Source organism: Salinibacterium sp. NG22 (assembly GCF_015864925.1).
Taxonomy (GTDB): Bacteria; Actinomycetota; Actinomycetes; order Actinomycetales; family Microbacteriaceae; genus Rhodoglobus.
This window is the reverse complement of record NZ_JADYWG010000001.1, coordinates 399,230-412,608: the sequence shown is the minus strand read 5'-3', so window position 1 is coordinate 412,608 and position 13,379 is coordinate 399,230. Positions and strand designations below refer to the sequence as shown.

Below are 13,379 nucleotides of genomic sequence, written 5' to 3'. Positions count from 1 at the left end.
AATTTTTCGTCGGAACGCACTGTGTGTAGTCAGTGCGACCGGATGGTGCGGAAAGATCCCGCGTTTAAAAAACCTTACTACGGACGAGAAAATTCCTCGGCCAGTTCAATGAGTGTTCGAACACCGATTCCAGTGGCGCCCTTGCCGACGTAGCCCCAACCTCCGCCGCGGTTGTCTGACGGACCGGCAATATCGATGTGAGCCCACGGGATGGTTTCGGTGCTGTTGGGGCGCTTTCCTACGAAGTCCTTAAGGAACGCGGCCGCGATGAGCATGCCTCCAGCGGTGTTGCCTGGCTTGATATTGGCGATATCGGCAATATCAGACGCGAGCAGTGGGCGGAGTTCAGGGCTAATCGGCATCGCCCAGAAGGGCTCGCCCACACGGTCTGCAACCGCAACCACTTGGTTGACGAGATCTTTATCACCCATCGTGCCGGCGTAGCGGTTACCCAAAGCGACAACGGCTGCGCCGGTGAGCGTTGCAATGTCCACGATGGCGTCGGGGTTCTCTTCGCTGGCAGCGACCAGACCGTCAGCCATGACAAGTCGACCTTCGGCATCCGTGTTGAGAACTTCGACGGTCTTTCCGCCGCGGATTGTCAACACGTCATTGGGTCGAATTGCGCTGCCAGAGGGCATGTTCTCGGCGAGGCAGAGCCACGCGGTCAATCGCACGTTGGTGCCGAGCTTCGCGCACGCTTCGACAACGGCCATGACAGTCGCTGCTCCGCTCATGTCAAACTTCATGCCGATCATGCCGAGTCCAGGCTTGAGCGAGAGCCCGCCCGAATCGAACGTGATTCCCTTGCCAACAAGTGCGAGGTGCTTTGCGGAGTCAGAAGGGGTGTAGCTGATTTTTACGAGGCGAGGACCGCGAGTGGATCCTTGGCCGACTCCGAGAATTCCACCAAAGCCGCCCTCTTCGAGTTCTTTTTCTGCGTAGACCTCTACTGCGACGTTGTCGAGCGACGCGAGTTCACTCGCACGATCGGCGAAGGTTTCGGGGTAGAGCTCTCGGGGGGCCTCGTTGACCATGTCGCGAGTGACGTGCGTGGCATAAGCGATTACGGTCGCGCGTTCAATGAGCGCGGCATCCTCAATCGGGCTCACTACGGTGATGTCGGTTGCGAGCTTCTTGCTCGCTTCGGGAGTAGTTGAGCGGTAGGCATCATAGGAATAAGCGCCGATCGCAGCGCCCTCGAGCACAGCGAGCGTTTCCTCACTCGACTGCGCTCCGAGGGACAGAGTAATGTGCGGTGCCCCTCGCAATTGGCGAGCGGCTGAACCGGCGGCGTAACGCAAGGATTCGACGGTGGGGGAGGCATCTCCGAGACCGATGAAGGCGACTGCCGGAGCCGCGATGTCGGTGGCAGGAATGCGGTGGAGTTCGTCAGCCGCACCGGTCGCGCCAATGAGACTCAGCGCCTGCTCGAAGGTTGCAAGTTGCGACGACGTGTCTACAAGCTTCGGCCCGGTGTCGGTTTTCACCACCCCGATAACGAGAACATCGGATTCAACTTCGGAGGCGGGCGCGGTGGACAAGTGCAACGTAGCAACGGTCATGTCCTCATGATAACCAGCATCCGCCTTCGTGTTCGCTAGGAGCTTGACGCTGTGGAGCCGAAACAGAAGGATGCCATCGCACCCGCGATTAGAGTGGAGGCATGCGAGATCCAGCCGGTTTATATGACATCGCCACCGATGTTGCTGGGGTGCCGCGCGGTCTTCCTCTTGTAGCGGGACTCACGGGCTTTGCGGATGCCGGTGGTGCCGTCAGTCAAGTGAGCCAATATCTGCTCGACACCCTTGAACGCACCATTGTCGCATCGTTCGACAATGATGCTCTCCTGGACTACCGAGCGCGTCGTCCCACGATCTATTTTGATCAGGACCATTTGAGTGACTACCGTCCAGCCAAGCTCGAGCTTTACTTGGCGAAGGATGAGCTGGGGCAGCCCTTCCTGCTTCTCACGGGTTACGAACCTGACTTCCAGTGGGAGCGATTCTCGGCAGCAGTGTTGAGGCTCATTTCGAAGCTCGACGTTAAGTCGACCACGTGGCTGAGTTCCATCCCGATGCCGGTGCCGCACACGCGCAGCATCGGAGTCACCGTGAGTGGCAATCGCTCGGAGCTCATCGACTCACTTTCAGTGTGGAAGCCCCACACTCAGGTGCCTGCTAACGCAATGCATGTGATTGAGTACCGCTTGCAGGAGATCGGGCATCCCGTCGCCGGCTTCGTGCTTCTCATTCCGCACTACCTCGCCGACACCGAATGGCCGACCGCTGCCGTAACGGCGCTCGAGAGTGTGAGTGCTGCAACCGGATTGATCTTCCCCACGGATCGCCTTCGTGAAGAAGGGCGCGCATTCGTCGCAAAGATTGATGGTCAGGTTGAGAGCAACCAAGAACTTGCTCGCCTAGTAGGAACGTTGGAAGAGCGACACGACAACTACATGGAGGAGAACCCCATGCGGTCGCCGTTGACGGATGAAGCTGGAGAGCTGCCTTCAGCAGACGAAATCGCCGCCGAGTTGCAGAAGTTCCTTGCCATCAAACGCGCTGGTGACACTGACGGCACCTCTGGTCTCCCTTTGTAGTACCCGCGGTGTGCGGCATCCGCGATTCTCTTCGCGGGGGCTAAGGGTGTCCGCTTTGCTCCGTCACCCGCATGGTGCGAAGCATGAGAAAAGCGTGGCATAATAGGAGTAAGACCCGGTCTTGTTTCTCGATCTGTTTCGCCATGCGGTGAGATGGGCGGAGGCTTGACATGGGTCTTAGTACTGCCCGAAAACCTCAGAAAGGTGTTCAGATGGCGACCCGAACTAAGGCTGCAGAGTCCGCACCCGCAGCAAAGAAGGCTCCTGCTAAAGCAGCCACAAAGGCTGGCACGCGTAGTAAAGCTGCCGCTGCAGTCGAAGAAGTAGCCCCCGACGCAGAAGGCGCCGAGAGCACGACTGCTAAGGCAACGACGAAGAAAGCTGCGACGACGAAGTCGACTGCTGCTGCGTCAACCGCCAAGAAGCCTGCCGCCAAAAAGCCGGCGACGAGGAGCAAAAAGGCAGCTGCAGCTGCAGCTGCTGAAATCGTTGAGGCAGACGGCGAAGAGGCGAAGGCCGAAGACGAGCAAGAAGAAAAGTCAACGAGTAAAGACGAGGCGTTGCCCACAGGTGCGCTCGTTCTTTCGCTCGTCGATGACGAAGACGAAGTTCCTGTCTACTCGGCAGCCATTACTGGCGCTACCGCCGACCCTGTCAAGGATTACCTGAAGCAAATCGGTAAGGTTGCTCTGCTCAACGCCGCTCAAGAAGTTGAGCTCGCGATGCGCATTGAGGCCGGCCTCTTCGCTGAAGACAAGCTTTCACAAATGGCGCCCGGTGAAGTGCGTTCGACTCTCGGTCGAGAACTTCAGTGGGTAGCTAAAGATGGTCAGCGGGCCAAGAGCCACTTGCTCGGTGCCAACCTCCGCCTCGTCGTATCGCTCGCTAAGCGTTACACCGGTCGCGGCATGCAGTTCCTTGACCTCATTCAAGAGGGCAACTTGGGTCTGATTCGTGCAGTCGAGAAGTTCGATTACACCAAGGGCTTCAAGTTCTCGACCTATGCAACGTGGTGGATCCGTCAGGCCATTACACGCGCGATGGCAGACCAGGCTCGCACCATTCGTATTCCTGTGCACATGGTCGAGGTCATCAACAAGCTTGCTCGCGTTCAGCGCCAGATGCTTCAGGACCTTGGTCGCGAACCTACCCCCGAAGAGCTGTCGCGTGAGCTCGACATGACGCCAGAAAAGGTCGTCGAGGTTCAGAAGTACGGCCGCGAGCCCATCTCGCTTCACACACCGCTTGGTGAAGACGGTGACAGTGAGTTCGGTGACCTTATCGAAGACACTGAAGCAGTTGTTCCGGCGGATGCTGTGGGCTTCACAATGCTGCAGAAGCAGCTTGAAAGCCTTCTCGATTCCCTTTCGGAGCGCGAAGCCGGAGTTATCCGCATGCGTTTCGGCCTGGGCGACGGAATGCCCAAGACGCTCGACCAGATCGGTGACACGTTCGGCGTAACTCGCGAACGCATCCGTCAGATCGAGTCCAAGACGATGGCGAAATTGCGCCACCCGTCACGCTCGCAGTCACTGCGCGACTACCTCGAATAGGCCAATAATGGGTGCTGAAGCGAACGCTGGAAAGAGTCTCACTGTTGAGGTTGATGGAGCCGTCTATGAACGGCTTCCCATCAAGACTCGATTGGTGGTTCGTGAAGACGACATCGTTCAGGTCGTATCGGAGTACGCTTCGTCTGTCGTGCAGGATGGCGACCTGCTTTTCGTGACCGAGAAAATCGTGGGCATCACTCAGGGGCGGGCCTACCCGATCTCTGAGGTCGAGCCACGCAAGCTTGCGACCTTCCTCTCGAAGTACGTTACGAAAACGTCGCACGGTATCGGTCTCGGCATGCCCGAGACGATGGAGATGGCGTTGAGGGAGTGCGGAACGCCGCGCATCCTGTTCGCGGCTTCTGTCGCAGCGGTGACCAAGCTTGTGGGTCGTGGTGGCGACTTCTATCGCATTGCCGGGCCCAAGGCTCGTGCGATCGATGGTCCGACGAAGAACACCATCCCGCCTTACAACTCGCACGTGGTGCTCGGCCCCGCGCGTCCAGATGGTGTCGCGCAAGACATCAAGGTCGCTCTCGGCCGCAACATTGAGGTTCTCGTCGTAGACATCAATGACTTCGGTGGCAACATCCTCGGGTCAACGACAACCAAGGCCAACAACGCGCTCGCGCTCAAGGTATTGAAAGACAACCCTCTGGGGCAAGATCACCAAAGTACGCCGCTTGGCGTCATCCGTCGGGCTTAGCAACACTTCGGCACCAGCCAGCCACCGCGAGGTGAACTGGCCGGGGGAGTAGTGCCCTAGAAGTCGATGACTTCGCGGAACTTGGGCAACAGGCCTGTCTTGATTCCAGTGAGACTCGGCTTCATCTGAAAGACACCAGTGTTGTAGTTGCCCTCGATGATTGCCGGTCCGTTTGGCGTGATCGCGACGTCCCAGCCGACATACGGGATTTCTGGGATGATGCGGCTGACCGTATCGAGCATGGCGAGCACGTCGTCGTACAGCGGAACCTGAAACCCCACGATCGGGGTGCCGGTCTGGGGATGCACGGTGAAGGTGTTGGCGTACTTGTCGAAGGCGCCGTAGTTCGCAATTCCGGTCTTTTCGTCGAGCACGGTGTACATGCCACCACGACCATAGTTGTCAACGTCGGCGCCATTGCCCATTCGCAGCACGGCTTCCATTACGTGTACGTCGGTGCCATCGAAGAAGGTGATCATCCGCAACGAGTTCACGCTGGTGGGACAGAGTGCAGACATCCCGGGGTGCTGCTTGAGAAACGCTTCGACCAGGAACTGGCGCTTGTCCATGAGCTCGCGGTACAGGGCATGCGCGTCAGCGAGATCGTCGCCGCCGTGCTTTTCGATGCCGGCACCGCTCATGCTGTCGACAACCTTCACCATGATGGGGTCATGGTGTGCGACGAACTCGACGAAGTCAGCTTCGGAAGCCGTTCTCAAGTCGAGCCAGGCTCGACCGAGCCACTTGTCGAAAGTGGTGTTGAAGGTCGGCTTGTCATAGAAACGTTCGCGGTACTCGCGCTGGTTGTACTTCACAACGATGGAGTTGGCGTTGCCGCTCGTAATCCAGGTGCGGCGTTCAGCACGACTGAGGACGTTGAATTCGAACTCTTCATAGTCGAGGTAGCCCGCTTGGTATACGAGGGAACACCACACCATGTCGAGCAAGATCGCAATCACGGGCGTACCGCTGCGTTTACTGATTGCTCGCGCGACGGCGAGCATGTTTGATACGTCGAGCGAGATAAGTCGCGACACGTAGTGCCGGATGCGCTTCACAGTTCTCCTACGAAGGTCATACCGACACACGTGTCGGCGGCGAGCAAACTATCTGATGATGCTCAACGCTACGTTATGCATTCAGACGGCTGGACTCGTCGTGCCACTTAATCGCTGTCGGGAACAGCTTGTCTTTGAATTTGGCGCCGTGGTGGGCGCAAAAGAGAAGATCGCCACTGGCGAGCGTGGCGCGGATATATGCCTGCGCGCCACAACTGTCACAGCGGTCAGCCGCCGTGAGGGTGTAGTCCATCTCATCGACTGGGGTGTCTTCGGTTGCAATGTTCGACATGGCCTACTCCTTCTTGCTTGCGGTTGTTATTCCGTACGCCTATACAAGCATGGGTGCCTGAAGATTCTTCCTACATTGCGGGCATTTCGCTCAGCGCGTAGCGCGGTTGACGGCTGGCGGTGTGCACGGGGCAGCGGGTGTCGGTGAGCAGCAATGTCGGGCGGAGAACGTACTCTAGAAGATGGCCTTCCGTCGTCAAACCCTAGGAGATCACTATGGCGAGCTCTGACTACTCAGCCCGTCACCTGTCCGTACTCGAAGGGCTTGAAGCCGTTCGTAAACGTCCGGGTATGTACATCGGCTCCACCGACTCCCGCGGGCTCATGCATTGCCTGTGGGAGATCATCGACAACTCGGTGGACGAGGCGCTCGATGGGCACGGTTCAGAGATCAACGTCATCCTGCACGCCGACGAAAGCGTTGAGGTTCGCGACAAGGCCCGTGGCATCCCGGTCGATGTTGAGCCCAAGACAGGTCTCACCGGCGTCGAAGTGGTTTTCACCAAGCTGCACGCGGGCGGAAAGTTCGGTTCGGGCTCCTATGCCGCATCTGGCGGGCTCCACGGAGTGGGCGCTTCGGTTGTGAATGCCCTTTCGGAGCGACTCGACGTCGAAGTCGACCGCAATGGCAAGACCTACGCGATGTCGTTCCATCGCGGCGAGCCAGGCACTTTCGCCGATACAGGTGAACCGACTCCGGATGCTCCGTTCAGCCCCTACGTGTCGGGCAGCGAACTGCGCGTTATTGGCAAGGTTCCCAAGGGGCGTACTGGCACAAGAGTGCGCTACTGGGCTGATCGCCAAATCTTCACGAAGGGCGCGAGTTTCCAGTCTGAGGGGCTGATCGACCGCCTACGCCAGACCGCGTTTCTGGTTCCTAACCTCACCCTGAATGTGTCAGATGAGCGTGGTGAAGAACCCATCCGCGAATCGTTCTCGTTCGAGGGCGGCATCTCTGAGTTCGTTGAGCATCTGGCCGTTGATCCACCCATCACCGACATTTGGCGCCTCACAGGATCCGGCGGGTTCACTGAGAGTGTGCCGGTGCTGCAAGACAATGGCCACATGGTTTCCACCGAGGTCTCCCGCGACTGCGTCGTGGATGTTGCACTGCGCTGGGGCACCGGATACGACACCGTGATCAAAAGCTTCGTCAACATTATTGCGACGCCCAAGGGTGGAACGCACCTCGCAGGGTTCGAGCAAAGCCTGCTCAAGTTCTTGCGTGCCGAAACGGAGAAGAACGCTCGTCGCCTGAAGCTCGGTAACGACAAGCTCGATAAGGATGATGTGCTCGCGGGCCTCACGGTCGTGTTGACCGTTCGTCTTCCTGAGCCGCAGTTCGAGGGGCAGACCAAAGAGATCCTAGGTACACCCGCGGTACGGGCGATTGTCGCCAAGGTGGTGGCGGCCGCGCTCTCCGAGCGCTTTACGTCAACCAAGCGAGATGACAAGTCACAGGCAGCGCTAGTGCTCGACAAGGTCGTCGCCGAAATGAAGTCGCGCATTTCTGCGCGCGCTCACAAGGAAACTCAGCGTCGCAAGAACGCGCTTGAAAGCTCGAGTCTTCCCGCCAAACTTGTTGACTGCCGCTCCAACGATGTCGCAAACAGCGAATTGTTTATCGTCGAGGGTGACTCGGCGCTCGGCACAGCGAAGCTCGGCCGCGATAGCGAATACCAGGCCCTTTTGCCCATTCGAGGCAAGATTCTCAACGTCCAAAAAGCATCCATCAGCGACATGTTGTCGAATGCGGAGTGTGCGTCGATCATCCAAGTCATTGGAGCTGGTTCGGGGCGTAGCTTCGATTTGTCGACAGCGCGCTATGGCAAGGTCATCATCATGGCCGATGCAGACGTCGACGGCGCTCATATCCGCACGCTGCTGCTTACGCTCTTCTTCCGCTACATGCCCGACATGATTCGCGACGGGCGGGTGTACGCCGCAGTGCCGCCACTGCACCGCGTCGTCGTAATCAATCCGGGCTCTAAGCCCAACGAGACTATTTACACGTATTCCGAAAAGGAACTCAACGGCGTGCTCGCCGGGCTCAAGAAATCGGGCAAGCGCTATCAGGATCCTATCCAGCGCTACAAGGGCCTCGGCGAGATGGATGCCGACCAGCTGGCAACCACCACAATGGATCGCAACAACCGCGTACTCCGTCGCGTGAATATTTCGGATGCCGAGAGCGCGGGAAGTGTTTTCGAGCTTCTGATGGGCAACGAAGTTGCTCCGCGCAAGGAGTTCATCATTCAGGGGCAGGGTCTCGACCGGGACCGCATCGACATTTAGTTGCCAAGCGGATGCGGGGCGTCGTCGACGGCCCGGCACTGATGGTGAACGAAGCAGCGAGAGGGCTGCCCTCTGAATCAATCAGGTGGCAGCCCTCTCGGACGTGCGGCTGTGTCTGTTGCTCCTAGGCGCCAGCGGTCCTACGGCGTAGTGCCGATGGACCCGATGACGCTGTCGAGTGGCATGCCTGAGCCGTCTCGCTTGGTACGTTCGGTCGGCAGCTTGCGCACGGCACCATCCGGGCCGACCGCCGTTGCCGGGACTGCTCCGACCCACGCCAGGGTGAGCACATCTTCGCCCTTGAGCAGAGAATGCGCCCGCACTCCGCCGGTGCCGCGGCCTTTCGCTGGGAACTGGGAAAACTCACTGAGCTTCACCCGGCCCGGATCTGTGCCCGGGATAGTGACGCTTGAGCCTGAGATCGTGACGGCAACGTTTTCGGAGTCAGCATCCAGTGCGTCGAAGAAGATTACTTCGGCACCAGAACTGACCCGCACACCTGCCATGCCGCCGGCGCTCAGCCCCTGAGGGCGAACAGCGGACGCCGCAAAGTGCAGCAGTTGAGTGTCGGAGGTGACAAACGTTAGCTCTGCGTCGTCGGCGCTGTGAGCCGCACCCACGAGTTCGTCTCCCGGCTTGAGCGAGATGATCTCGAAGTCCGGTTTTGACGGCCAGATGCCCGGTGTGACGCGTTTGACGGTGCCTTGGCGAGTAGCGAGAGCAACGGGCTGATCACTCTCGAGCGACACAATCGCCAACACACGTTCTTTCTTGTCGAGCGTCAAGTACTCACTAATCTTGGCGCCGGCACCGAGCTGAACAGAACTCGTTGGCACGTTGGGTAGGTCTATTGCAGTGAAGCGGATGAGTCGGCCGCGGTTCGTGATCGCACCGATCTCAGTGCGGCTTGTCGTTGTCACGCGCGAACGGATTGCGTCGTGCTTCGAGCGACGCGACCCGGCCAAAACGGTGTCGCCCTCGCTGATTCCGACTCGAATGATTCGTCCCGTTGTCGAGAGCAGCACCACGCACGGCTCGTCGGCGATCTCAAGCACAGGCTGGTTCTTGCGCGCAGCTGCACGTGATGTTGTGGCGATGGAGGCAGGAGCTTCTGTCAGCAGCGTGCGTCGCGGTGTTCCAAATTTCTCCGCCACGGCGTCGAGTTCGTTTCCGACGAGTGCTCGGATGAGAGTCTCATCGGCGAGCAAGGCCTGAAGTCGAGCGATCTCGGCCCGAAGTTTCTCTGCCTCGGCTTCCAGCTCGATGCGGCTGAATTTGGTGAGTCGACGCAGGCGCAGCTCAAGAATGTACTCGGCTTGCAACTCGCTCAGATCAAAGACCTCGCGCAGGCGTGTGCGAGCTTGATCGCTGTCGTCGCTCTGACGAATGACCTGGATCACTTCGTCGATGTCGACGATCGCGATCAGCAAACCTTCGACCAAGTGCAGGCGTTCGAGGTGACGAGCAAGGCGATACTTGCTTCGACGAGTGACCACCTGAAGGCGGTGCTTCAAAAAGACTTCGAGCAGAGCTTTCAGCCCGAGCGTCTGCGGGCGCCCATCGACGAGAGTGACCGCATTGATGCTGAAGTTGTCTTCGAGCGGCGTCAGGCGGTAAAGCTGCTCGAGTACGGCATCCGGACTGAAACCGGTCTTGATGCCAATGACGAGGCGCAGCCCGTGGTTACGGTCGGTGAGATCTGTGACATCAGAGATGCCGACAATTTTCTTGTTGTTGACGCCATCCTTGATCTTTTCAATGACGCGTTCGGGGCCAACCAAGTACGGCAGCTCGGTAACGACGAGTCCCATCTTGCGGGCAGTGATTGACTCCACGGTTACGGTGGCACGAGTCTTGAAGGCACCACGACCGTTCGCATAGGCGTCTTTGACGCCGCTGAGGCCAATGATCCTTCCTCCGGTGGGGAGGTCGGGGCCGGGCACAAACTGCATAAGCTCTTCGAGCGTCGCGTCGGGATGCGCGAGCAAATGCCGCGCCGCCCCCACGACCTCAATGAGATTGTGCGGTGCCATATTGGTGGCCATACCAACGGCGATACCGCTGGCGCCATTGACCAAAAGGTTGGGGAAGGCTGCGGGCAACACTTCGGGCTGCGTAGTCGAGTTGTCGTAGTTGGGCACGAAGTCGACAACGTCTTCATCGAGATCATCCGTCATGGCGATCGCGGACGCTTGCAGGCGTGCTTCGGTGTACCGCGGTGCGGCGGGGCCGTCATCTAGCGATCCAAAGTTGCCGTGGCCATCGATGAGGGGCACTCGCAGGATGAAACTCTGCGTCAGACGCACCATGGCGTCATAAATGGAGGCATCACCGTGGGGGTGAAGCTTTCCCATGACGTCACCGACAACGCGCGACGACTTGACGTGGCCCTTTTCTGGGCGCAGTCCCATCTCGCTCATTTGGTAAAGAATGCGACGCTGGACGGGTTTCAGGCCGTCGCGCGCATCGGGGAGTGCGCGCGAATAGATTACGGAGTACGCGTACTCCAAGAACGAGCCCTGCATCTCGGTTGTGACATCGATGTCTTCAATGCGTTCGCCGGCAGGGGAGTCTGGGGTGGGTTTAGTGGGAGTAGCCATAGGATTGCCCTAATGTTACCGGCGCTCAACCCAGACTCAGCGAACCTTACCGATGTGTTGTCAAGTTCATTCCAGGCAATTGCGGGCGAGGAGAATCGGCTGAGCCTGCCTCCCGTGCGCCACGCCGTCGTGTTGCTCGTCGACGGCCTCGGCGCGCATAACCTCAAGGCCCGTGTGGGGCACGCGAGAACTCTGGCCAGTGCGTTCTCAAAGAGTGCCGTTATCCAGTCGGGATTCCCCACCACCACCGCGGCGGCAATAGCGAGCCTGACGACAGGCCAGCGAGCAGGACAGCATGGACTGGTGGGATACAGCGTTCTCGATGCAGGCAACGATCGTGTTATCAATCAACTCTCGGGATGGGATTCCCGCATCGACCCGGCGACGTGGCAGCGGGTGCCGACTTTGTTCGAGCGCGCTACGGAGCGCGGTTTCACTGCGGTGGCGGTCGGAGCCGCTCGCTACCGAGCTTCGGGCTTCACTCACGCGGTCTTGCGCGGTGCACGGTATGTCGCAGCGGGTTCCCTCGCCGAGCGGCTGCGTGTAGCCGTAGCGGTGGGGCACGCCAGCGCCGAGCCGTCACTCACCTATGTCTATGCGCCAGAACTCGATATGGCAGGTCATGCCAATGGCTGGCAATCGCCCCAGTGGACGCATGCGCTCGAGTCTCTTGACTCTGCGTTGGCGAGTGCCGTGCGCGAACTCACTTTCGACCAAGGGCTTCTGGTCACCGCCGATCACGGAATGATCGATGTGCCTCATGAGTCACACGTGTTATTCGACACAGCCCCTGAACTGCTCGACGGCGTCGCCTACGTTGCGGGGGAGCCGCGCTGCCTTCAGCTGCACCTCGCGCCCGAGCTCGCTGCAACAGAGCGAGCGGCGGTGCTTGATCGGTGGCAGCAGGCTGAGGGGCAACGTTCGTGGGTCACGAGCCGCGACGCTGCGATCGCTGCGGGGTGGTTCGGTGAAGTACACCCCGAAGTCACGCCACGTATCGGCGACATTATTGTCGCCGCACGCAAGGGGATCGCGTACTACGACTCCCGCGTAACTAACAACGCTGGTCGAAAAATGGTCGGACAGCACGGATCTTGGTCAGACGAAGAGCTTCGTGTTCCGCTACTGAGATTCGGCGCCTTCGCTCGCTAAGCGGGGTCTTCGTCTGGCTTCGTACCGAAGACGATGTCGTCCCAGCTCGGCATAGCAACCCTGCGGCGCCGTGATTTCGCTGTCGGCTGTGGTGCGGTTGCCTGCGGCGGCGCTGGTGCATCGCGGCGTTGTTCTGCGGCGGGCGGATCAAGCAGGCGCATCGATGGCTCGGAACCGGCTGGGGGGCTCGACTCGTCATCGTCGGATTCAAAGTTGGCCGGCTCCCGTTCGCCGCGGCGACGGCGAAGAGCATCGAGCAAGTCTGCAGTCTGGTTGCCGACACCCGCTTCAGCGCTGCGATCGCGCATTACAGGAAGTTCCGCCGGCTTGATGGGGGCGGGCTCGTCGTGGAGTTCATCAACGTCGAATGCTCCGCTGTCGAAGCGTGCGGCATCCGAAGTTCCCTCAGCGGGCGCAACGGCGCGAAGTCGGGGGATTAACGCACCGGTGGATTCGCCCTGCTGCGAGAGAGTCTTAGCTTCGTTATTGAGCGGCACAAGAGACTGACGCTTCGGGTCGTACTGCCAGCGCGCATCGTGATCGATGCTGTTCGAGCTGAACGAAAGTTTGACCGTCCAGCCATTCTCAGGATCTTTCCAGCTAGCCCAACGCTCGTCGGCGGCGTTGACATCCACAAGTCGTTCTCGAATAGCGGATCCGAAGGTGCGTGACGACGTCAGCGAGTCCGTTTCGCCCGCGACATGTACCGGCACCCCGAGCGCAGATTTGACGACGAATTCGCGTTCAGCGACGACAGGCCCCTCGAAGCGCTCTATGTAATCGATGTCGGCTCCCGTAAGGCTCGCGACGTCTTGGGCGGACATTCCTGCCCGGATATGCGCCTGAATCTCACGGGGAGCAAGCTTGGGGCCGCTGCCTGTCTGGGCTCGGCTCTGTCGCAGACGTGACTGCAACACGTTGTCAACGGCGAGACGGAAGCGCGTTCCGTCATTGCTCGACACGATCAGCGCACCGTCTTGTACTTCGATTACCCGAAGGTCTTCCATAGTGAACTTCTCCAGCCCTCACGATTCCCTTTAGGGTCGCACGCCTTGAGTGGTTTATATGGGAATAACACGCCTCCATGAACAGTTATCACAGGCGCTGCACAGTGATGCAGAA

At 59.4% G+C, this 13,379-nt stretch carries 10 protein-coding genes; 5 read left to right on the top strand and 5 right to left on the bottom strand.

What is annotated here, in order from left to right:
* Window positions 1-77: 77 nt before the first annotated feature.
* Window positions 78-1,565, bottom strand: coding sequence for a leucyl aminopeptidase (locus I6E81_RS02030; protein WP_197105752.1), 1,488 nt, complete (start codon window positions 1,563-1,565; stop codon window positions 78-80).
* A 101-nt stretch (window positions 1,566-1,666) separates the two neighbouring features.
* On the opposite strand from I6E81_RS02030, the gene I6E81_RS02025 reads away from it, so the two are divergent.
* The 3 genes from I6E81_RS02025 to I6E81_RS02015 all read left to right on the top strand — a co-directional run bounded on the left by I6E81_RS02025 (window position 1,667) and on the right by I6E81_RS02015 (window position 4,861).
* Window positions 1,667-2,602, top strand: a complete 936-nt coding sequence (locus I6E81_RS02025; RefSeq protein ID WP_197105751.1) for a proteasome assembly chaperone family protein — start codon at window positions 1,667-1,669, stop codon at window positions 2,600-2,602.
* Between the two features lie 212 nt (window positions 2,603-2,814).
* On the top strand, window positions 2,815-4,155 hold the full coding sequence (locus I6E81_RS02020) for an RNA polymerase sigma factor (RefSeq protein WP_197105750.1): 1,341 nt from the start codon (window positions 2,815-2,817) through the stop codon (window positions 4,153-4,155).
* A gap of 7 nt (window positions 4,156-4,162) precedes the next feature.
* Window positions 4,163-4,861 (top strand): coenzyme F420-0:L-glutamate ligase, encoded by a 699-nt coding sequence (locus I6E81_RS02015; protein ID WP_197105749.1) that lies wholly within the window; start codon window positions 4,163-4,165, stop codon window positions 4,859-4,861.
* Window positions 4,862-4,917: 56 nt separating this feature from the next.
* Here I6E81_RS02015 and I6E81_RS02010 read toward each other — a convergent pair whose 3' ends face one another.
* Together I6E81_RS02010 and I6E81_RS02005 are read right to left on the bottom strand one after the other, a co-directional pair.
* The gene (locus I6E81_RS02010; RefSeq protein ID WP_197105748.1) at window positions 4,918-5,919 is read right to left on the bottom strand and encodes a sugar-transfer associated ATP-grasp domain-containing protein; all 1,002 of its coding nucleotides are present in this window, start codon (window positions 5,917-5,919) and stop codon (window positions 4,918-4,920) included.
* Window positions 5,920-5,992: 73 nt separating this feature from the next.
* Complete coding sequence (locus I6E81_RS02005; RefSeq protein ID WP_197105747.1) at window positions 5,993-6,211, bottom strand: hypothetical protein; 219 nt, start codon at window positions 6,209-6,211, stop codon at window positions 5,993-5,995.
* A 215-nt stretch (window positions 6,212-6,426) separates the two neighbouring features.
* Here I6E81_RS02005 and I6E81_RS02000 point away from each other — a divergent pair, with 215 nt between their 5' ends.
* Window positions 6,427-8,505 carry a type IIA DNA topoisomerase subunit B gene (locus I6E81_RS02000; RefSeq protein WP_197105746.1) on the top strand — a complete coding sequence of 693 codons (2,079 nt, stop codon included), beginning with the start codon at window positions 6,427-6,429 and terminating at the stop codon, window positions 8,503-8,505.
* A gap of 140 nt (window positions 8,506-8,645) precedes the next feature.
* On the opposite strand, the gene I6E81_RS01995 is transcribed toward I6E81_RS02000, so the two are convergent.
* Entirely contained in the window at window positions 8,646-11,105 is a 2,460-nt protein-coding gene (locus I6E81_RS01995; protein WP_197105745.1) for a DNA topoisomerase (ATP-hydrolyzing), read from the bottom strand.
* A gap of 12 nt (window positions 11,106-11,117) precedes the next feature.
* Here I6E81_RS01995 and I6E81_RS01990 point away from each other — a divergent pair, with 12 nt between their 5' ends.
* The gene (locus I6E81_RS01990; RefSeq protein WP_197105744.1) at window positions 11,118-12,257 is read left to right on the top strand and encodes an alkaline phosphatase family protein; all 1,140 of its coding nucleotides are present in this window, start codon (window positions 11,118-11,120) and stop codon (window positions 12,255-12,257) included.
* On the opposite strand, the gene sepH is transcribed toward I6E81_RS01990, so the two are convergent.
* Complete coding sequence (sepH, locus tag I6E81_RS01985; RefSeq protein ID WP_197105743.1) at window positions 12,254-13,264, bottom strand: septation protein SepH; 1,011 nt, start codon at window positions 13,262-13,264, stop codon at window positions 12,254-12,256. The genes I6E81_RS01990 and sepH overlap by 4 nt on opposite strands.
* Between the last annotated feature and the right edge of the window lie 115 nt (window positions 13,265-13,379).